The sequence below is a fragment of the Actinomadura sp. NTSP31 genome, assembly GCF_041951385.1.
Classification (GTDB): Bacteria; Actinomycetota; Actinomycetes; order Streptosporangiales; family Streptosporangiaceae; genus Spirillospora; species Spirillospora napierensis.
Genome location: NZ_JBGNUT010000019.1, coordinates 139,978 through 158,031, shown reverse-complemented (window position 1 = coordinate 158,031; position 18,054 = coordinate 139,978). Strand labels below are relative to the sequence as shown.

At 72.7% G+C, this 18,054-nt stretch carries 23 protein-coding genes; 11 read left to right on the top strand and 12 right to left on the bottom strand.

From position 1 onward, the window contains the following. Positions 1–175 precede the first annotated feature (175 nt). Positions 176–553, bottom strand: a complete 378-nt coding sequence (locus ACA514_RS29665) for an ATP-binding protein (protein WP_375044548.1) — start codon at positions 551–553, stop codon at positions 176–178. A gap of 182 nt (positions 554–735) precedes the next feature. Between ACA514_RS29665 and ACA514_RS29660 the strand changes: the two genes are divergently transcribed. The 5 genes from ACA514_RS29660 to ACA514_RS29640 all read left to right on the top strand — a co-directional run bounded on the left by ACA514_RS29660 (position 736) and on the right by ACA514_RS29640 (position 2,965). After that, entirely contained in the window at positions 736–1,545 is an 810-nt protein-coding gene (locus ACA514_RS29660; protein ID WP_375044547.1) for a helix-turn-helix domain-containing protein, read from the top strand. Continuing rightward, the gene (locus tag ACA514_RS29655; protein ID WP_375044546.1) at positions 1,497–1,727 is read left to right on the top strand and encodes a DUF397 domain-containing protein; all 231 of its coding nucleotides are present in this window, start codon (positions 1,497–1,499) and stop codon (positions 1,725–1,727) included. Before ACA514_RS29660 ends, ACA514_RS29655 begins: the two co-directional genes overlap by 49 nt. Positions 1,728–1,737: 10 nt before the next feature. Further along, positions 1,738–1,923 (top strand): DUF397 domain-containing protein, encoded by a 186-nt coding sequence (locus tag ACA514_RS29650; protein WP_375044545.1) that lies wholly within the window; start codon positions 1,738–1,740, stop codon positions 1,921–1,923. A gap of 10 nt (positions 1,924–1,933) precedes the next feature. After that, positions 1,934–2,095: a DUF397 domain-containing protein gene (locus ACA514_RS29645; protein ID WP_375044544.1), complete on the top strand. Its 162-nt coding sequence runs from the start codon at positions 1,934–1,936 to the stop codon at positions 2,093–2,095. A 492-nt stretch (positions 2,096–2,587) separates the two neighbouring features. Continuing rightward, positions 2,588–2,965 carry a hypothetical protein gene (locus tag ACA514_RS29640; protein WP_375044543.1) on the top strand — a complete coding sequence of 126 codons (378 nt, stop codon included), beginning with the start codon at positions 2,588–2,590 and terminating at the stop codon, positions 2,963–2,965. Between the two features lie 19 nt (positions 2,966–2,984). Here the strand turns inward: ACA514_RS29640 and ACA514_RS29635 are convergent, their stop codons facing one another. Continuing rightward, positions 2,985–3,371 (bottom strand): winged helix-turn-helix transcriptional regulator, encoded by a 387-nt coding sequence (locus tag ACA514_RS29635; protein ID WP_375044542.1) that lies wholly within the window; start codon positions 3,369–3,371, stop codon positions 2,985–2,987. Between the two features lie 102 nt (positions 3,372–3,473). Here ACA514_RS29635 and ACA514_RS29630 point away from each other — a divergent pair, with 102 nt between their 5' ends. Next, positions 3,474–4,097: an NAD(P)-dependent oxidoreductase gene (locus ACA514_RS29630; protein ID WP_375044541.1), complete on the top strand. Its 624-nt coding sequence runs from the start codon at positions 3,474–3,476 to the stop codon at positions 4,095–4,097. A 40-nt stretch (positions 4,098–4,137) separates the two neighbouring features. Beyond that, positions 4,138–4,671 carry a DUF488 family protein gene (locus ACA514_RS29625; RefSeq protein ID WP_375044540.1) on the top strand — a complete coding sequence of 178 codons (534 nt, stop codon included), beginning with the start codon at positions 4,138–4,140 and terminating at the stop codon, positions 4,669–4,671. A 70-nt stretch (positions 4,672–4,741) separates the two neighbouring features. On the opposite strand, the gene ACA514_RS29620 is transcribed toward ACA514_RS29625, so the two are convergent. The 3 genes from ACA514_RS29620 to ACA514_RS29610 form a co-directional block, all read right to left on the bottom strand. Continuing rightward, positions 4,742–5,149: a nitroreductase family deazaflavin-dependent oxidoreductase gene (locus tag ACA514_RS29620; RefSeq protein WP_375044539.1), complete on the bottom strand. Its 408-nt coding sequence runs from the start codon at positions 5,147–5,149 to the stop codon at positions 4,742–4,744. Positions 5,150–5,226: 77 nt separating this feature from the next. Further along, complete coding sequence (locus tag ACA514_RS29615) at positions 5,227–6,435, bottom strand: MFS transporter (RefSeq protein WP_375044538.1); 1,209 nt, start codon at positions 6,433–6,435, stop codon at positions 5,227–5,229. A gap of 128 nt (positions 6,436–6,563) precedes the next feature. Continuing rightward, complete coding sequence (locus tag ACA514_RS29610) at positions 6,564–6,932, bottom strand: MerR family transcriptional regulator (RefSeq protein ID WP_375044537.1); 369 nt, start codon at positions 6,930–6,932, stop codon at positions 6,564–6,566. Between the two features lie 105 nt (positions 6,933–7,037). Here ACA514_RS29610 and ACA514_RS29605 point away from each other — a divergent pair, with 105 nt between their 5' ends. Beyond that, the gene (locus ACA514_RS29605; protein ID WP_375044536.1) at positions 7,038–7,748 is read left to right on the top strand and encodes an SDR family oxidoreductase; all 711 of its coding nucleotides are present in this window, start codon (positions 7,038–7,040) and stop codon (positions 7,746–7,748) included. 2 nt (positions 7,749–7,750) lie between these two features. Here the strand turns inward: ACA514_RS29605 and ACA514_RS29600 are convergent, their stop codons facing one another. Beyond that, positions 7,751–9,097: a hypothetical protein gene (locus ACA514_RS29600; RefSeq protein WP_375044535.1), complete on the bottom strand. Its 1,347-nt coding sequence runs from the start codon at positions 9,095–9,097 to the stop codon at positions 7,751–7,753. A 134-nt stretch (positions 9,098–9,231) separates the two neighbouring features. Between ACA514_RS29600 and ACA514_RS29595 the strand changes: the two genes are divergently transcribed. After that, positions 9,232–10,143: an NADP-dependent oxidoreductase gene (locus ACA514_RS29595; RefSeq protein WP_375044534.1), complete on the top strand. Its 912-nt coding sequence runs from the start codon at positions 9,232–9,234 to the stop codon at positions 10,141–10,143. Between the two features lie 24 nt (positions 10,144–10,167). Here the strand turns inward: ACA514_RS29595 and ACA514_RS29590 are convergent, their stop codons facing one another. Then, entirely contained in the window at positions 10,168–11,046 is an 879-nt protein-coding gene (locus tag ACA514_RS29590; protein WP_375044533.1) for a LysR family transcriptional regulator, read from the bottom strand. A 113-nt stretch (positions 11,047–11,159) separates the two neighbouring features. Here ACA514_RS29590 and ACA514_RS29585 point away from each other — a divergent pair, with 113 nt between their 5' ends. Further along, positions 11,160–12,068: an MBL fold metallo-hydrolase gene (locus tag ACA514_RS29585; protein ID WP_375044532.1), complete on the top strand. Its 909-nt coding sequence runs from the start codon at positions 11,160–11,162 to the stop codon at positions 12,066–12,068. A gap of 24 nt (positions 12,069–12,092) precedes the next feature. Further along, on the top strand, positions 12,093–12,536 hold the full coding sequence (locus ACA514_RS29580; protein WP_375044531.1) for a MarR family winged helix-turn-helix transcriptional regulator: 444 nt from the start codon (positions 12,093–12,095) through the stop codon (positions 12,534–12,536). Between the two features lie 7 nt (positions 12,537–12,543). On the opposite strand, the gene ACA514_RS29575 is transcribed toward ACA514_RS29580, so the two are convergent. Genes ACA514_RS29575 through ACA514_RS29555 form a run of 5 tightly spaced genes read right to left on the bottom strand, consistent with a single transcriptional unit; the run spans position 12,544 to position 17,914 of the window. After that, a complete protein-coding gene (locus tag ACA514_RS29575) occupies positions 12,544–14,154 on the bottom strand; it encodes an AMP-binding protein (protein ID WP_375044530.1) in 1,611 nt (536 codons plus the stop codon). 26 nt (positions 14,155–14,180) lie between these two features. After that, positions 14,181–14,645: a nuclear transport factor 2 family protein gene (locus ACA514_RS29570; protein WP_375044529.1), complete on the bottom strand. Its 465-nt coding sequence runs from the start codon at positions 14,643–14,645 to the stop codon at positions 14,181–14,183. Further along, a complete protein-coding gene (locus tag ACA514_RS29565) occupies positions 14,642–15,523 on the bottom strand; it encodes an LLM class F420-dependent oxidoreductase (protein WP_375044528.1) in 882 nt (293 codons plus the stop codon). Before ACA514_RS29565 ends, ACA514_RS29570 begins: the two co-directional genes overlap by 4 nt. Continuing rightward, positions 15,520–17,004 (bottom strand): FAD-dependent oxidoreductase, encoded by a 1,485-nt coding sequence (locus tag ACA514_RS29560; RefSeq protein WP_375044527.1) that lies wholly within the window; start codon positions 17,002–17,004, stop codon positions 15,520–15,522. Before ACA514_RS29560 ends, ACA514_RS29565 begins: the two co-directional genes overlap by 4 nt. 4 nt (positions 17,005–17,008) lie before the next feature. Next, a complete protein-coding gene (locus ACA514_RS29555) occupies positions 17,009–17,914 on the bottom strand; it encodes a VOC family protein (protein WP_375044526.1) in 906 nt (301 codons plus the stop codon). Positions 17,915–18,054 lie beyond the last annotated feature (140 nt).

Below are 18,054 nucleotides of genomic sequence, written 5' to 3'. Positions count from 1 at the left end.
TCCTCGGCAACGCCACTCGCATAAACCCACAACAACGGCTCTGGGAAAGGGAAGCGGTCGTCGCGGTAAAACTTCACGCAACGCCACCCGTCCATACGCACGGCGACGGACAAGTGATCCAGATATCGGATGGCGAATTGCCGTCCCCGCCGCCTCAGCAGGATCCGCTCGCGCATCAGAAGGCGACCTCCGCCCAGACCCACTTGCCGGGCCGCGTCCGCTCCACCCCGCACCGGCTCGCCAGCGCCTGGACGATCGGGAGGCCCCACCCGCCCGTCCCGTCGTCGTGCCCCGCGTCCAGCGCACACGCGTCGGGGACGATGTCGTCCAGGGTCAGTTCCAGCACCGGCCTGGCGACCGGCATGGCGTCCGAGGCGTCCCACACCATCAGCCGCACGACCCGTTCCGCCCGTACGAACCTGACCCGGATCTCCCGATCGGGCGTGCTTTGTATCGCATTTGCGACCAGTTCCCCGGCGATGAGATGAACGTCCCCCGCCAATCCGGCCAGCCTCCATTCCGCGAGCCGGAACTCGATCAGCGCCCGCACCATCCCCGGCACCGTGGCCGCCGCCAGACACACCACATCCAATTCGCCCGAATTAGCGGCTTTAATCCCCATGACCTCCCCCTTCCCTCCCTCGTTTTCCAGGACAAGAATGAGAGCGGTTGGCTACGTTGTCACCATTGCCGGACGAGTTGGCAACTACCGTTCCCCCCGGAAGGCGATCGATCATGGTCAGGAAGTCCCCCGACCCCAACGTCTCGCTCTACGCCCTCATCGCCTACTACCTGCGCTTCCTCCGCCAGAAGCACAAGATGACGCAGGAGGAGGTCGGAAAGATCATCGGCTGTACGAAGAGCCAAGTTTCCAAGTACGAGGGCGGCACCCGCCAGCTCGACGAACGTGAAGCCGCGGTCCTCGACCAGCTGTGGGACACCGGCGGCCTGCTCACCATCCTCCTCCGCTACGCCAAGCTCGGCGTGGACCCCAACTGGTCCGAGAAGCTCCGCAAATACGAGCGAACCGCCACAACCCATCGCATCTTCAGCACCAACCTCATCCCGATGCCATTTCAGTCCGAGGGGTACGCACGGGCGCTTCTCAGCGCAGGACATGCCGCCAGCCTGGTCAAGGACGTGGACGCGGCAGTCGAAAGGCGACTTGGCCACCAAGCCGCAATGCTCGCCGACGCCCCACAAATATGGGGGGTGCTGGACGAAATCTCGCTGCGCCCAATGGGGGGCAGCGCCGTCATGGAAGAGCAACGCGATCTGCTACTCGCCCTCGGACGGGAACGCCACATATCACTACGCGTTATACCCGAGAAGGCGGCCCCTCACGTCGGCGTCGACGGTTCGTTCAGGCATTTCGAACTGCCGCGCGGCCTCTGCGCCGCCTTCGCAGGAACGACCCTCGAAGTCGGGCGAGTGATAGAAGATCAAGGAGAAGCAGCGGAGGTGGTTGTACGCTTCGAACGGATCGCCGCTCGGGCATGGAGCGAAGATCAGTCTCGCGAATGGATAGCAGGGATGCGTACATGACGACTTGGCGGAAGAGCAGCCACAGCGGCTCAGGTACGAGTGAGTGTGTGGAAGTCGCACGTCTCCCCGAAGCCATCGCCGTCCGCGACAGCAAGGCCCCGGGCGCCGGATGCCTCGAACTCTCTCCGCGAGCCTTCGCCGCCCTGCTCGGTCAACTGAGGAACGACCAGCCCTTCGTCTGATGGGAGCCCAATGACGACCTGGCGAAAGAGCAGCCGCAGCGACGAGACCGGTGGGGCCTGCGTCGAGCTAGCTCGTTTTCCCCTCAGCGTCGCCGTCCGTGACAGCAAGGATCCCGAGGCCGGACATCTCCAACTTCCTCTCTCGTCCTTCGCCATCCTCCTCGATCACCTCAAGCACCACCAGACGTCCAACTGACGAGGTCAATATGACGACCTGGCGCAAGTCCAGCCGCAGCGACGAGACCGGGGGGCAGTGCGTCGAGCTGGCTCGGCTTTCCCACGCCGTCTGCGTCCGCGACAGCAAGGATCCCGCAGCTGGGCACCTCCAACTCGCCCCCAAGCCTTCGCCGCCCTCCTCGACCACCTGAAGCGCGATCAGACGTCCGATTGACGAGGCGGCCGTGCCGAACAGGCGAAAGAGCAGCCCTAGCGCCCCTGACCTGCTCTTACAGAGAGAAGGCATTGGACGCCGACGGCGCCGGGGGGATCGAGCACGTGGATGCCGTGGACGACGCGCGCGGCCCTGGCGCGGGACCGGTCGACCGTTTAGACCGTCCCCGCCGAGCCAGGCGGGACGTCGCAGTAGGAGACCCATGCTGCTCCACTTGCCAGCTCCGTCGGCCGAGCGCGCGTCTCGTCTGGTCTCTCTGGCCGCACTCGGAGCGACCTTGTGCCTGGGCGGGTGCGGCGGTCAGGGGCACTCCAGCGCTGCGCCCAGTCCCGGCGGGACGGTCGCACCGCTTCCGAATCCGATCTCGCACGTCTACAAATGCGGGGAACGACCGGCGCTTTCCCCGTCCTCGGAAGGCCCGCTGACGCTGCGGCTCGCGGCCGTGCGGGCGGATCGCGATGGGGCACCGGTGGTCGACTACACCATCACCTCTGCCATGGCCGCCAATATCACCGCCCCATCCGACACCCGGCCGTTCCGCCTGCTGATCCTTGACCACGGCACCGTCGTCGGCGGGCAGAATCCGTCCGTGCCGCTGGACTTCAACCTCAAGCTCGTTGTCCCGGCCAAGATCGGCCCTGCCCGGCCTACCCATGGCACGGTGACCCTCTACGTCCCTCATCCCTGTCCTGGCCGCACGTGGAAAGAGCTCGGCGAGGAGGGCTCGGGCGTCAAAGCCGCGCTCGTCGCCATGCCGCGTCTGACGATCTTCCAGAACCATCGGTTCAGGAATATCCTCACCGCGCGTTTGTCCGCCGCTGCGCCGCTGGCGGCTCGCGGCGACTGATCGGGCCGTTGGTGTGACGTCAGGCGGTGTGGTTGAGGTGGGCTGGGGATTCGTAGGACTCGCGGGCGTCGAGCAGTTCGTCCCAGTGCTGCTCGGCCCAGGCGCAGGCGGCCGCCATCGGTTCGAGCATGCTGCGGCCCAGCGGGGTCAGCTCGTACTCCACGTGGGGGGTGGCCTCGGCGTAGACGGTGCGCTTGACCAGTCCGTCCCGTTCGAGAGAGCGCAGCGACTGGGTGAGCACCTTGGGGGTGACGCGGCTCAGCGGCACGCGCAGTTCGGAGAAGCGGCGCGGCCCCTGTTCGAGGCAGCGGACGATGAGCCCCGCCCATTTGTCGCCGAATCGGAACGGATTCAGCGATGACGGGCACAGCTCGTCGAACATGTCGGCGGGCAGCGGTTCCCTCATGGGCTCACGATAGCCGGTATCCCGGAAGTAACCGCTGCCCCCGTTAGCGTCGGCGAACCGGCCGGGAGCGTGGGCTCCGGCCCTGGTGAAAGGCGGTTCGTCATGAACGTTGTGGTCTTCGGCGCGGGTGGGCGCGCGGGGCGGCAGGCCGTCGCGGAGGCGCACCGGCGCGGCCACGAGGTGACCGCGGTGGTGCGCGACCCGGCACGCCACGACGACCTGGTCGGCGCGCGGGTGGTGGCGGGCGATGTCACGGACGAGGCCGCTATCGAGCAGGCCGCCGCCGGGCACGACGCCGCCATCGTCGCCGCCGCGGATCTGTCCGTGCCGCCGCACGACTTCTTCACCACCTCGGCCCGCGCCCTGGCCACCGGGCTGGCGAAGGCGGGCGTGCGCCGCCTGGTGCTGGTCGGCATCGCGACGGTCATGCCCGGGCCGTCCGGCACACGACTCATGGACGAGCCCGGCTTTCCGGACGAGTTCCGCCCGTTCTCCCTCGGCCACGCCGCGGGCCTGGAGGAGCTTCGGGCCAGTGACCTGGACTGGGCCTACATCTCTCCCGCGGGCGACTTCGACCATGCCGGCGCACGCACCGGCCGGTACAAGATCGCCGACCATGGGGACATGGCCAGCCGGATCTCCTATGCGGACTTCGCGATCGCGCTGCTCGACGAGGTGGACGCTCCCCGCCACCACCGCGCCGCCGTCGGCGTGCGGGAGGGATGATTCCTGAAGGCCGTTGCGCCTGGCAGGGAATGCTGGGTGTGTGGACGACAGGGAGCCGCTGCTGACCTTCGGGCATGGGACGGCGGAGCGGCAGGAACTCGCGTCCCTGCTCCGGGGTGCCGGGGTGCGGGACGTGGTGGACGTGCGGACCGCGCCCGGCAGCAGGCGCAACCCGGACGTGCACCGCGACGCGCTGCGCGAGTGGCTGCCCGAAGAGGGCATCGGCTACCGGTGGGAGAAGCGGCTCGGCGGTTTCCGCCGGGCCGCGCCGGACTCGCCGGACACCTTCTGGCGCAACGACTCCTTCCGCGGCTACGCCGGGTACACCCGCGCCCCCGAGTTCCTGGCCGCCATGGACGAGCTGCTGCCCGAGGCCGACCGGGGGCGGACGGCCGTGATGTGCAGCGAGTCGGTGTGGTGGCGCTGCCACCGGCGGCTGATCGCCGATTTCGCGGTGCTGGCCCGCGGCCGGTCCGTCCTGCACCTCGCGCACGACGGCCGTCTCACCGAGCATCCGCCGACGCCGGGAGCGCGGCTGCGGGCCGATGGGCTGCTGGTCTACGACGGCGAGTGATCCCGGAGCGCGACCTCGTCGCGGGTGACGCGTGCGACCTGGTCCGGCCGTGAATGTCGAGGCCGGGTGGTCACTTCTCCGGTTCTACGAGGAAGACCGGGTGGTGTTCGCCGGTGGTGAAGGCGTCGCGGACGAACGGGACGATGCGGAACTTGTGCCGGTAGGCGCGCAGGACGCGGGGTGCGCGGTCGTCGTCGATCTCGGTGAGGCGCACCGGCCGGAGCCGCCGCCCGCGGCCGAGGGCCGCCCGTCCGTCCGCGCGCACGTTGCCGACCCAGTGGGTGTCGCCGAACGGCGAGACGAGCCACTGCCGCCCGTCGTACTTCAGCAGCGCGACGGGCGCGGTGCGGGGTAGGCCGGTGCGCCGGCCGCGCGTGCGCAGCAGGCGCAGGGGTCCCATCGGGACGCCCCATCCGAGCAGCCGCAACGGGCCGCGGCTCATCCGTGCCAGCTTCGGCGGGAGTTCAGCGGAGGCCATCACGACTCCTTCGACGCCATCTAAGCGGGGAAACTATCTCCGCTTAAGCGTGGCATGCCATCCGGCACCCGGCAACCCTAAGCGGAGAAATCTTCCCCATTTTTCCGCATGTGGGCGAGAAGGGCGGTGGCGGCGACCATGGCGGACGCGGTCGTGCCGGCGAGCAGCATGAGGACCGGCGGGCACGCATGGTCGAGGACGACGCCCCCGACCAGCGCGCCGCTCGACAGGGTCGCCTGGAACGACGCCGTGAACAGGACCGAGGCGGCCTCGGGGCTCTCCGGCGCCGATTCCGCGAAGCACGCCTGCGAGCAGACCGGGACGGCTCCGTAGCCGATCCCCCAGACGACGAGCAGCCCGAGGGCGCCCGGCTCCGCGCGTCCAAGGAACGGCAGCGCCAGGACGGCGAAGGCGATCAGGCCGCCGGCGACTCCGAACGCGGCGTACGGGCGGCGGGCCGCAGCCGCCCCCGCAAGGAAGGTGCCCGCGATCCCGGCGGCGCCGTAGACGAGCAGGAAGAGCGTGATCCGCCCTGGCGGCACGTCGGTGACGCGTTCGAGGAATGGCGTCACATAGGTGTAGGCGCCGAAGTGCGCGAGGACGATGAGGAAGGTCAGCAGCAGCGCGGACCGGGTGCCGGTGCCGCGGAGCATGCCGCGCAGGACGCCGAGGCGTGCGGGCCGCCCGGCGGGCAGCGGAGGCAGCAGCACGGCGAGCGCGACCAGCACCGCCGCCGACAGCGCGCCCGGCATGAGGAACCCGGCGCGCCACCCGGCGAGGTCTCCGATCAGCGTTCCGAGCGGCACGCCGACGACCGATCCCAGCGGAACGGCCGCGAACACCACCGCGGTGGCCCGGCGCGCGGACCGGGCGGGGACGAGCCGGCCGGCGAGCCCCGCGCCGACCGACCAGAACCCGCCGATGACGATCCCGACGAGGACCCGGGAGACCAGCACCGCCCAGTACGCCGGTGCCGCGGCGGCGAGAAGGTTCGCGACCGCCAGCAGGAACATGAAGGCGCACAGCATGCGCCGCCGGTCGACGCCCGCGGTCGCGACGGTGACGGTAGGCGCGGCGGCGGCCGCGACGTAGCCGGGCAGCGCCATCGTCAGCCCCGCGGTGCCGTCGGAGACGGTGAAGCCGGCCCCGATGGAGGTCAGCAGCCCGATCGGCAGGATCTCGGTGGTGACGATCGCGAAGATGCCGGCGGTCACCGCGAGCACCGCGGGCCAGCCGGAAGAGGGGGAGGCGAGCCGGCCGGTGGCCGGAGAGGTGGCCGTGCGCATCGGTTCCGCCCTGTGGTCGGAGGAGCGAGGACGCGTCACAGCCAATAGGCGGCGCGGGCGGAGGGCTGGCGGGTTTCCGACACCGACATGGGTGATGTCGCTTTCCCGCGATGCCCCCTACGAGGACCTCAGGCGTCCACGCGGGTGCAGCCGGGGCCCGGCCCTTCGGCGGTCGCGATGAGGGCGTCGAGGCGGTCGCGGACGTCCAGCAGCTCGCGGGCCTGCCGGTCGATGCGGTCGCGTTCCGACGCCAGCCTGTTCAGCAGGGCCGTCGTCACATCGCCGGAGTCCATGCACGGCAGCATCTCGCGGATGACCCGGCTCGGCAGGCCGGCGGCGTAGAACTGCTGGATCAGCCGGACGCGTTCGACCGCGGCGGGCGGGTACAGCCGCTGCCCGCCGGAGTTGCGGGCGGGGTGCAGGAGGTCCTGCTCCTCGTAGTAGCGCAGCGCCCGGACGCTCACCCCCGCCTGCGCGGCCACCTCGCCGATCCGCATCGCCCCTCCCGGACTTGCACCTGACGTCAACGTGAGGTTTTAGCGTAGCCGACGCGGGCGCCCACCCGGGCGTCCGCGGAACTCCACTGAACGAAGGACGGACCCATGAAGATCACCGATTCGGTCGCGCTCGTCACCGGTGCCAACCGGGGCATCGGCCGGCATTTCGCCGCGCAGCTGGTGGAGCGGGGCGCCGCCAAGGTCTACGCTGCGGCGCGCGACCCGGAGAGCGTCGACGTCCCGGGCGTGGAACCACTGCGGCTGGACATCACCGACCCGGCGTCCGTCGCGGCCGCGGCCGCGGCCGCTCCGGACGTGACGCTGCTGGTCAACAACGCCGGGATCATGACGGGCGCGCATCTGGTCAGCGGCGACATGGCTGAGATCAGGCGCGAGATGGACACCCACTTCTTCGGCACGCTGGGCATGGTCCGCGCCTTCGCGCCCGTGCTCGGGGGCAACGGCGGCGGCGCCATCGTGAACGTCCTGTCGGCGCTGTCCTGGTTCGCCTACGTCGGGTCGAACGCCTACGCGGCGGCGAAGGCCGCCGAATGGAACATGACCAACGGCGTCCGCCTCGAACTCGCGGACCAGGGCACCCTGGTCACCGGCGTGCACCTGGGCGCCGCCGACACCGCCATCACCGCGGACTACGACGGCGACAAGATCGATCCGGCCGACGTCGCCCGCGCCGCCCTCGACGGCGTCGAGGCGGGCCGGATCGAGGTGCTCGTCGACGCGTGGAGCGCCATGATCAAGGCGAGCCTGGCACGCGACCCGCGCGAGTTCTACGGCCGGTCGCTGCCGGCCGCCTGAGGTCACTCCCCGGCCACGTCCTGGACGGCGCGCTGGGTCGCCTGGTGGACGCGGACGGCCAGCACGGCGCGGGCGAACCGGGCGGCGAGCTCGCCGTCCAGGACGTCCGGGACCTGCTCGACGCCGATCAGGCCGCCGGGCCGGGCGATGATCACGCCGGACTCGCCGACCCGGACGCCCTGGCCCTCGTCGAGCTCCTCGACGGCGGGCAGGTCGAGCGCGGCGCGCAGGGTGTCCTGCAGCGAGCGGACGGTGGCGGCGTCCCGGTCGGCGCGCTCGGCGGCGGTCTCGGCGCGCTGCTCGGCGGTATCGGCGCGCTGCTCGGCGCGTTCGATGCGGGCGTCGGCGCCCTCGGCGCGGGCGGCGGTCTCGTCGGCGAGCCGCTCGGCGCGCTCGGCGCGCGCGGCCTGCTCGTCGGCGCGGGCGGCGGCGGACTCGCCCTCGGCGGCGAGCCGGGCGGCCTCGGCCTGCGCGGCGGTCAGCTCCTCGCGCAGCCGCCGCTCGGTCTCGGCGGCGGCGTCGAGCCGGGAGCGCGCCTCGTCGAGTTCGGCGCGGACCTCCTTCAGCTCGGCGTGCGCGGTGGCGAGCGCGGTCTGCTCGCCGGTGAGGCGGCCGGCGAGGGCGTCGCGCTCGTTCTCGGCCTCGGTGCGGGCCTGGTGCTCGGTCCGCCAGACCGTCTCGGCGTGCTTGCGGAGCCCGTCGGCGTGCGCGGCCTCGTTGGCGGCGGTGGCGCGGGCCTGCTGCGCGGCGCCGGCCTCCTTCCAGGCGTTGGCCTCGCTCTCCTGGGCGGCGGCGATGCTGGCCTTCGCGGCGGCCATGCCGTCGTGCAGATCCTCGAGGGCGGCGGCGGCCTCCGCGCGGGCGGCCTCGGCGCGGGCCTCGGCCTCGCGGGTGCGGGCGTCGGCCTCGGCGGCGGCGCGGCGGGCGGCGCGCGCCTCGGCCAGCGCCTCCTCGCCGCCGTCGATCGCGCCGCGGACCTCGCCGTCCAGCCGCTCGCCGAGCGCGGCGGCGGCCTTGACCAGCTGGACGACCAGGTCGCCGAGCCGGTCGACGCCGTCGCCGAAGGTCTGCAGGGCGGCGGTCCCGGCGGCGTCGCGGCGGTCGGCCTCCTGCTCGTGCGCGGCGCGGTGGGCGTCGCTGCAGAACCGGTGCGCGCCGGGCGGGAGCGGGCGGGCGCAGTGCTCGCAGTACGCGGGGTCGGGTTCGGGTTCCGCGACGGCGGGCTCGCCGGGCGTCTCGGGTGCCGGATCGTCGCCGCCCGCCGGGTCGTCGGGCAGCGGCCGCAGCGGCGCGGTCGCCAGTTCGACGGCCTCGGCGCCGGGGCCCCGCTCGTCTTGATCGTCGCGCACGGAAAGCATCCTAGTGAAGTGGGAGAAATCCGCACGTGAGGTACAAAAATCGGTCGAGGGCCCGGCTTTCCGGCGTTGACCTCAGCCTTGGTCGAGGTTCTAGCGTCCTCCTTGAACGGTTCAAGGGAGGGCACATGCGGGTTGCGGGATTCAGCGAGCCGGGCGGGCCGGACGTGCTCCGGGTGCTGGAGGTCCCGGCGCCGGAGGCGGGGCCCGGGCAGGTCCGGGTCCGCGTCAAGGCGGCCGGGGTGCAGCCGTTCGACGTCGCCGTCCGCGAGGGGTGGACGCCGCCGGGGACGCCCGAGGGGCTCCCGCGCGTGCCGGGCAACGAGTTCGCGGGCACGGTCGACCAGGTCGGAGCGGGCGTCACGGGCGTCCAGCCCGGTGACGAGGTGATGGGCAACTGCCGGCTCAACGCCTACGCGGAGTACGTCGCCGTCCCCGCCGAGGCGGTGACGGCCAAGCCCGCGAGCATGCCGTGGGACGTGGCGGGCGGCTTCCCGGCGGCGGTGATGACCCCGCACATCGCACTGGAGGAGATGGGCGTCGGGCACGGCGACACGCTGCTCGTCCACGCGGCGGCGGGCGGGGTCGGGGCGGTCGCCGTCCAGCTCGCGCGGATCGCCGGGGCGACGGTCGTCGGCACGGCGAGCGAGGCCAACCACGCCTACCTGCGCTCGCTCGGCGCGATCCCGGTCGCCTACGGGGACGGCCTGGAGGAACGCATCCGCGAGGCGGCGCCCGGCGGGGTGGACGCAGCGCTCGACGGGGCCGGCGGCGACGCGCTGGAGGTGTCGCTGAAGCTCGTCCGGGACCGGAGCCGGATCATCACGCTGGTCGAGCACGCCCGGGCCGCCGAGCTGGGGATCCGGACGACGCCGGACAAGCGGTCGTCGGCGCGGGTCGCGCAGGCCGCCCGGTTCCACGCGGAGGGGCGGCTGCGGCTGCACGTCCGCGCGACGTTCCCGCTCGACCGCGCGGCGGACGCGCACCGCCTGGTCGCGACCGGCCACGGCCGCGGAAAGGTCGTCCTCACGCTGGACTGACGGCCTGCCAGCGGGTGGCGCACCCTACCGGCCCGGCGCGGCCTCGGGGCGGAGGAGCGCGGCGGCGATCCGGGCGAACGAGCGGACGAGGGGGCCGGGGTCCGCGCCGGACCAGGCGACGACCAGCCGGCTCGGCGGCATGTCGGTCACCGGCACCGAGGTGAGGCCCTCGGGCAGCGCGTCGGCGAGCGGCCCCAGGCCGATCGTCCCGCTCCACAGCACGGCCTGCAGGCACTCGTTGACGGTGCGCACCACGGGCCGGTCCGCGGCGGGCCCGGCGGCGGGACCGGTCCAGTAGGCCGACCAGACCGGGTCGGTCCCGTCCGGGAACCGGAACCAGCGGCGGCCGGCGAGATCGTCCAGCCGCACGGCGGCGCGTCCGGCGAGCGGGTCGTCGGTGCGCAGCACGACCCCGACGGGATCGGCGCGCAGCTCGTGGACGGTGATCCCGGTGTCGTCGAAGGGCGTCCGGGTGAGGGCGACGTCGACCAGCCCGTTCCGCAGGCCGGTGGTCGGGTCGGTGAGGTCGGCCTCCCGGACGCGCACCTCGACGCCGGGGTGGCGGCGGCGGAACGCCGCGGCCAGGCGGGTGCCCGCCTGCTGCGCGCTGTCGGCGAGGATGCCGATCGTCAGTGCGGCGGGGCCGGTCGCGGCGGCGACGCGGGCGCGCAGTTGCTCGGTCTGCTCCAGCAGCAGGCGCGCCTCGTCGTAGAGGACCGTCCCGGCGGCGGTCAGCGCGACCCCGGTGGGCGAGCGGTGCAGCAGGACGGCTCCGAGGTCGGTCTCCAGCCGCCTGACCGCCCGGCTCAGCGGCGGCTGGGTCATGTGCAGCCGGGCGGCGGCGCGCCCGAAGTGGCGTTCCTCGGCGACGGCCACGAAGTAGCGCAGCGAGCGTAGGTCCATCACCGGCGACGATACGCGGACGGTATCGGGCGAACGGAACCGGTGTTGGACGCCCCGGACGTCCCGGCGATGCACTGGGACCTTCACTGACCTGCGATACAGGAGTCCATGCAATGGCCGAGTACACGGCACCCGACCCGATCGTCGATGTCACCGGAGCGCAGGACGTCGCCGACGATCTCGTGGTGATCCCCAACCGGGGAGTGCAGCTGGTGCCGAACATCGGCGTGATCGGCGGTTCCCATTCGGTGCTGGTGGTCGAGACCGGGATGGGCCCCCGCAACGCCGAGTCCGTGCTGGAGTTCGCGGCCGGGTACGCCAAGGGCCGCAGGCTGTACCTGACCACGACGCATTTCCATCCCGAGCACTCGTTCGGCGCACAGGTGTTCGCCGAGGAGGCGACGTACCTGGTCAACGGCGCGCAGGCCGAGGAGCGGGCCGCGAAGGGCGCCGGTTACCTGGCCATGTTCCGGGGGCTCGGCGCTCCGGTCGCGCGGGAGCTCGAAGGCGTCGAGCTGGGCGCCCCCGACACCGTCTACGACGGCTCGCACGACCTCGACCTGGGCGGGCGGGTGGTGCGGCTGCGGGCCACCGGCCGCGCGCACAGCCGGGGCGACCAGGTCGTGACGGTCCCGGACGCCGGGGTGATGTTCACCGGCGACCTCGTGGAGACCGGGCAGTTCGCGATCTTCCCTTGGTTCCCGCCGCACGACGCCGACGTCTCCGGCATCCGGTGGATCGAGGTGATGCGGCGGCTGGCGGCGGAGCGCCCCCGCCTGGTGGTCCCGGGCCACGGGGACACCGGCGACGCGCGCCTGCTCGCGGACGTCCGCGCCTACCTCGAACTGCTCCGCGACGAGACCTGGGCGCGCCGGGACTCCGCCGTGGGCGAGGAGACGATCGTCGAGGAGGTCCGGGCGCTGATGATCGAGCGGCACCCGGACTGGGCCGGACGGGAGTGGATCGAGCCGGGCGTCGGGTGCCTCTGCGCCGAGCACCCCGACGGTTCAGGCGAAGAATGATTTAGCACGAGTACCATCGGCGGCATGAGCGACGCCAAGGCCCTGCCCGCGACGGTCGCGTTCCGGCTCGGGACGCTCGGCGCGATCTTCGGCGACCGGCTGGCCGGAAAGATCGCCGCCTACGACCTGAAGCTCAAGCACGCCGGGCTGATGACGGCGCTGGAGGCGGGCGTCGCCGCCTCGCAGCAGGACCTCGCCGCGCGGATGGGCGTCGCGCCGAGCCTCGTCGTCGCGCTCGCCGACCACCTGGTGGCGCTCGGCGCGATCGAGCGGCGGCGCGACCCGGCCGACCGGCGCCGGCAGGTCCTCACGCTGACCGGCCACGGCCGCGAGCTGCTGCGCAAGTGCGCGGCGGCGGCGCGCGAGGTGGACGAGGAGATCGCCGCCCCGCTCGCGCCCGCCCAGCGCGCGGCGCTGCACGAGGCGCTCGGGCTGATCGCCGAGCGGGAGGGGCTGCCCACCGCCTGAACGGCGCTCAGCCCGCGGCGCCCGGAGACCGCAGGACATAGGAGCCGTCGCGGCGCTCGTAGACGGGGTCGGCGGTGTTCCACGCCGCGTCCCGCAGCGGACGCTTGATCACCTTGTTGGTCGGGGTGCGCGGCAGCTCCGCGACGATCCGGACGTAGCGCGGCGCCCACTTGGTGCCCAGGTCGGGCTGGGCCGCCAGGAACGCGGCGAAGGCGCCGGGCTCGAACGCCCGCCCCGGGGCCATCGAGACCGCCGCCATGACCTGGTCGCCGACATGCTCGTCCGGCACCGCGTAGACGGCGACGTCCGCGAACGCCTCGAAGCGCGCGAGCAGCCGCTCGACGGGCGCGGCGGCGAAGTTCTCGCCGTCCACCCGCAGCCAGTCGCTGTCGCGCCCGGCGAAGTACCAGTAGCCGTCGGCGTCGCGGTAGGCGAGGTCGCCCGACCACGTCCAGCCGTTGCGGACGCGCTTCGCCGTCGCCTCCGGGTTGTTGTAGTAGCCCTCGAACTTCGCGGCGCCCTTCATGTCGACGATCTCGCCGATCGCCTCCTCGGCGTTCAGCAGCTCGCCGTGCGCGCCGAACTTGGCGGGCGGGCATTCCCGCAGCGTGTCCGGGTCCATCACCACGGTCCCCTCCTCGGCGACGCCGAGCGAACCCGGCGGCGTCCCCGGGACGCGGGTGAGCCGGATCTCCCCCTCGCTCGACCCGTAGGAGTCGATCACGGTGCAGCCGAAGCGGCGCGCGAACTCCTCGATGTCGCGCTGGGCCGCCTCGTTGCCGAACGCGATCCGCAGCGGGTTGTCGGCGTCGTCCGGCTCCTCGGGGACGGCCAGGACGTAGTTCAGCGGCTTGCCGACGTAGTTGAAGAACGTGACGCCGTGGCGGCGGACGTCCGGCAGGAACCCCGACGCCGAGAACCTGCGCCGCAGCACCACGCACCCGCCCGCCGCGACCGCCGGCGCGATCCCGGCCATCAGCGCGTTGGAGTGGAACATCGGCATCACGACGTAGAAGACGTCGTCGCGGGTGAGGCGGCGCCGGTCGCGCTGCTGGACGGCGATCCGCCCGAGCCGGCCCTGCGTGCAGATGACCGCCTTCGGCGCCGCCGTCGTCCCGGACGTGAACACCAGCGAGAAGATCGTCTCCGGGGAGACCGGCTCGGCGGCGGCGGGACGGGCCGCGCCGAGCGCCTCGGCGTACGCGGCGGCGTCCACGGTCAGCCGCGCGACCTCCGGGACGAGCCCGTCGACCAGCGGCGACCGGGACGTCTCGGTGACCAGCAGCGCGCAGTCGGTGTGCGTGATGTCGCGGGCCAGCTCCGCGCCGCGCCGGGTCGGGTTCAGCTCCACCACCGGGACGCCCGCGAGGGCCGCGCCGAGCAGCCAGAACAGGTGCTCGGGCCCGTTCTCCAGGAACAGCCCGAGATGCCACGGGCCCGGCCGCCGCGCGTCCCGGACGAGCCCGGCGCGCAGCCGCGCCTCGGCGACGACCTCGCGCCACGTCCACGAGCGGTCCTCGAACCGCAGGCCCGTCCGGTCGTCGTCCGCGCGGGCCGCGACCAGCTCCCCGAACGTGACCTCATCGGCCGGCCGGTCGTCCCCCAGCACCTCTGCCATCTGTCCCTCCCTGTCAGCCGTCCCTGTCAGCCATTACGGCGCCTTCGGACCGGACGGGTCTCGATGGAGTCGATCCGCTGCTCGCGGCGGGCGATCCGCCACGTCCCGCCGTCGAGCCGGTAGGCGTCGGTGTAGCGGCAGTTCCATACGAGGTCGGACGTCCGGCCGTCGTCGCGTTCGGTCAGGTGGTGGGCGACGCAGGCGATCTCCCCGGTGGCCGTGCCGGGTCCGGGGCCCGCGTCGAACACCTGCCCGACGAGGGCGTGGAACGTGACCGGGATGGCGTTCAGCACCGACAGCGTCGCGGTGATCTCCGCGCGTCCGGTGAAGGCGCGCACCGGGTCGAGCTCCTCGGGGGCGGACGGCAGGACGAGCACCGCGTCGCCGGTGAAGAGGCCCGCCATCGCGTCGATGTCGCGGCGGTCGGCGTACAGGGCGTAGCGGGCGACCAGGTCGCCAAGGGCGATCCGGTCGTCCGTTCCCAGCGTCATGAGAGGCCGAGACGCTGCGCGCACGCCGACAGCTCGTCCTTCGCCTCGTCGAGCGACTTCGTCGCGTTCCCGCGCAGGACGAGACGGCCCGCGCCGAGGGCTGCGAGCTTCTCCGCCTTCTCCGGCGTGACCGCCGACAGCGAATGGCCGAGCGTGAGTTCCAGCGCGTCCGGGTCGCGGCCGTTCTTCTCGGCCTCCTCGCGCATCAGCGCGACCAGCCCGCGAAGCTCGTCACCCGCGACGCCGAGGGGCTGGAGGCCGTCGCCGTAGCGGCCGGCGCGCCGCGCGGCGGCCTTGGTGTGGCCGCCGACGTGGATCGGCACGCCGCCCTCCTGCACCGGCTTCGGGTAGCTCATCGCGCCCTTGAACTGGAAGAACTCGCCGTCGTGCGACGCGCCCTCCGGCCCCGTCTCCGCCCACAGCTTCCGCAGCACCTGGAGCTGCTCGTCACCGCGTCGCCCGCGCGAGCCGAAGTCGGCGCCGCACGCCTCGATCTCCTCGCGCATCCAGCCCATGCCGACGACCAGCCGCAGCCGCCCGCCCGACAGCGCGTCGATCGTCGCGAGCCGCTTGGCAAGCACCACCGGATGGTGGTTCGGCAGGACGAGGACGCCGGTGGCGAGGCCGATCCGGGTCGTCCGGCCGGCGAGGAACGCCAGCAGGTCGAGCGGATCGGGGATGTCCAGGTCGTCCGCCAGCTCCATCTTCCCCGAGCTGTCGTAGGGGTAGACCGAGGAGTAGCCGCTCGCCACCACCGCGTGCTCGACCGCGCCGACGGACTCGAAACCGCAGTCCTCGGCATGCCGGACGTACGCGCCGATCCACTCGGGATCGGCGGTCACCCCGGCCGCGACGGGCAGCAGGACGGCGTACTTCATGCATTCTCCTTCTCGAGAGCGGCGGCGGCGCGTCCGGCGCGGCGGCCGAAGAACGTGCCGTCACCCAGGGACGTCCCGCTGACATATCCCTCGCCGTGCATGCCGGACGCGGCGCGGCCCGCCGCGTACAGGCCCGGCACCGGCTCGCCCGAGTTGTTCAGGACCTCGCCGTCGACGGTGGTGTGCAGCCCGCCGAGCGTGAACCCGGACGCGCCGCTCGCCGGCCCGCCGGTGCCGCCGAAGAAGCCCGCGCCCGGGTCGATCGCCGCGAACGGGGCCTTCAGCGGCCGCAGCCACTTGGGGTCCTTGTGGAAGTAGGGGTCCTCGCCCCTCTCGGCGTGCCGGTTGTACGTCTCGACCGTCGCCTCCAGGGACCCGGGCGGCATGCCGAGGGCCTCCTCCAGCTCGGCGAGGGTCTCGGCGGCGTGCTTCGGCAGCACGCCCCACCGGTCCGCCTCGGGGACGGACTCGTACCCCTCCTCGTCGATGATCGTCCAGTAGGGGCCCGGCTGGTCGCGGACCGCGTGGACGCTCCAGTGGCCCGGGTAGACGTCCTCGTTGAGGAACCGGCGGCCCAGCCCGTCGACGAGCATGCCGCGGCACACCATCGCGGGCAGCGCCGTCAGCGCGATCTCGACCATGCCCATCCGCCGGGTCGCGGCGCCGATCGCCGCCGCCATCCGGATGCCGGAGCCGTCGTCCAGGCCGTCGCTGACCTTGCCGTGCCCGAGCAGCACCGGCGCGTGGTCGGCCAGCATCTCCTCGTTGTCGACGAACCCGCCGGTGGTGAGCACCACAGCGCGGCGCGCCCGGTAGGCGACCCGCTCGCCGTACTTGCGGGCGACGAGCCCGGCGACGCGACCGTCCCCGTCCAGGACGAGGTTCGACGCCACGGTGTCGACATGCGTGACGGCACCGGCCCCGGTCGCCGCCGCAGCCAGCTTCTCCATCAGCACGGTGCCGCCGAACCCGCTCGCAGCCGGACGGTGCCCGCGCGGGACGGGACGGGCGACGGTGTTGTACGGCCAGGAGTTCTCACCGATCCACATCAGCCCGTCCTCGGACATGGGCATCCACGTCGGCGAGTCGTAGAAGCTGTGGTTGAACGTGACGCCGCACTCCTGGAACCACGTGAAGTGCTCGACGCTCCCGTCGCAGTACAGCCGGATCTTCTCGGTGTCGGCGTTCGGGCCGATCGCCTTCACCAGGTAGGCGTACATGTTGTCGGGGTCGTCGTCGAAGCCGCACGCCTTCTGCACCTCGGTGCCGCCGCCGAGGTACAGCTCGCCGCCGGACTGCGCCGACGACCCGCCGGGCCCGCTCGCCCGCTCCAGCACCAGCACGTCCGCGCCGGCCCGCGCCGCCTCGTACGCCGCCGCCGCGCCCGCGCAGCCGAACCCGACGACGAGCACGTCGCACTCGTGGTCGAACGCGCCGATCTCCGCGAGCGGGACCGGCTCGACCGAGGAACGAGGGCTCACCCGATCACTTCCCGGGCGGGGTGAAGGCGGCCAGCGGCTCGGAGCCCGACCAGTCGTGGCCCCAGTAGCTGTCCTTGGTGATCTCCTCGGCGGTGTAGTACGCCTCGTCGACGAGCATGCCCTCGCAGCCGTACTCGATGTCCCAGCCGCCGGGGGCGCGCACGTAGAACGACACCATCTTGTCGTTGGTGTGCCGGCCGAGCGTGGAGGAGATCGAGAAGCCGTGCTCCTTCACCGCGTCCAGCGCGATGCCGACGGCGTCAAGGGTGTCGACCTCCACCATCAGGTGCACCAGGCCGGGCGCGCCGTCGTGCGGGGCCGGGCAGATCGCCGCGCTGTGGTGCCGCTGGTTGACGCCCATGAAGCGGATCCGCACCGGGCCGCCGACCTTCATCGCGCCGCGCGGCAGGAAGCCGAGCACCTCGTTGTAGAACGCGGCGGTCTCGGCGAAGTTCGGGGTGGGCAGCACCACGTGGCCCATGCCCATCGCGCCGGTGACGAACTTCTGCGCGAAGCGGGTCAGCAGCGGGCTGTGGTCCAGGACCGGGCCGAAGAACACCTCGACCGGCGTGCCGCCGGGGTCGGTGAACGCGATGACCTCCTCGGCGTCGCGCTCGGCGGCCTCCTTCGCGGTCAGCGCCGTCACGGCGGTGCCGGACTTCTCGACGGCCTCGCGGACGGCGGCCAGCGCGTACTGGTCGCGGACCTCCCAGCCGACGGCCAGCACCTTGTCGGTGTCGCCGGGCACCAGCCGCAGCCGCGACCGGCGCTCGTCCATGCGCAGGTACAGGCCGTCGGGGTCGGGGCCCTCGCCCTCGGCGAACCCGAGCCCCTCGAAGGCGAACTCGCGCCAGCGTTCGATGTGCTGGGTCTGGACCTTCAGATAGCCCAGCCCTCGGATGTGCGTCACTGTCCTCGGTCCCTTCGGTGGTGCGGCCCGTACGGCGGCGCGGCCGACGCGGCGGCCGTCTCCGTCAACCTGCCAAATCCGGTGCCGGGGCGCGGAGACCTTCCCGCTCAGTGAGAGTCTTTCCGCGCCGGCGCCCTACC